Annotated in this window: 1 pseudogene; it reads right to left on the bottom strand. The window is 80.6% G+C overall.

What is annotated here, in order from left to right:
• A pseudogene (locus VR44_RS31290) lies at positions 1-635 on the bottom strand (molybdopterin-binding oxidoreductase); the annotation flags it as partial.
• Positions 636-732 lie beyond the last annotated feature (97 nt).

The raw sequence follows: 732 nt of genomic DNA, 5'->3' as shown, positions 1-732 counted from the left end.
GGCCGGACCAGGTCCGCCCGGGAGGCGGTGGCCCCGGCCGAGCCGTGGGCGCCGAGCCGCCGGGCGGCGTACCCGGCCACGGCCGAGGCGGCGACGGTGGCGGTGAGGAGGCGGCCGAAGGCGCGCCGGTCCATCGGCCAGGTGCCGGTGCCGCGGGCCGCTGCCGTCGGGTGGGGCCGTCGTACGACGGTGACCAGCAGGTACAGCGCGACGGTGGCGGCCGCCCCGGCGGCCAGGGAGGGCAGCGCGTCCTTCCAGCCGGCTCCGGGCCGGCTGAGCGCGGCCGCCGCCCCGAGCAGCCCGAACGCCGAGGCGAGCGCGCAGCCGGTGCGGGGGCGGCGTACCGCGAGGATGCCGGTGGCGGCGGCGAGGACGGCCAGGACGACGGCGATGCCGAGGGTCAGGACCAGCTTGTCGGACGTGCCGAAGGAGCGGATGGCCCACTCCTTGACGGCGGCCGGGGTACGGTCCACGACGGCGCCGCCGGCGGCGGTGAGGGGGGAGGCCTCGGGCCGTACGAAGGCGGCCGCCAGCATGCCGAGCGCCAGGCCGGCGAAGGCGGCGGCCAGTCCCGCGAGCGCGCCGGCCCCTGCCTGGCGGCGGCGCCGCGCGGGGTCCGCCCGTACGGCTCCCACGGCCTCACCTCCACGCCCCGCGTCGGGGCCCTGCCGCCAACATAGCCCCGCACCCCGCTGCGCGGAGCCTCCTCCTGGGGGCTCCGCCCCCAGACCC

It is taken from the genome of Streptomyces katrae (genome assembly GCF_000966975.1).
Classification (GTDB): domain Bacteria; phylum Actinomycetota; class Actinomycetes; order Streptomycetales; family Streptomycetaceae; genus Streptomyces; species Streptomyces katrae.
The sequence above is the reverse complement of the archived record's forward strand: the minus strand, read 5'-3'. Positions and strand labels throughout refer to the sequence as shown.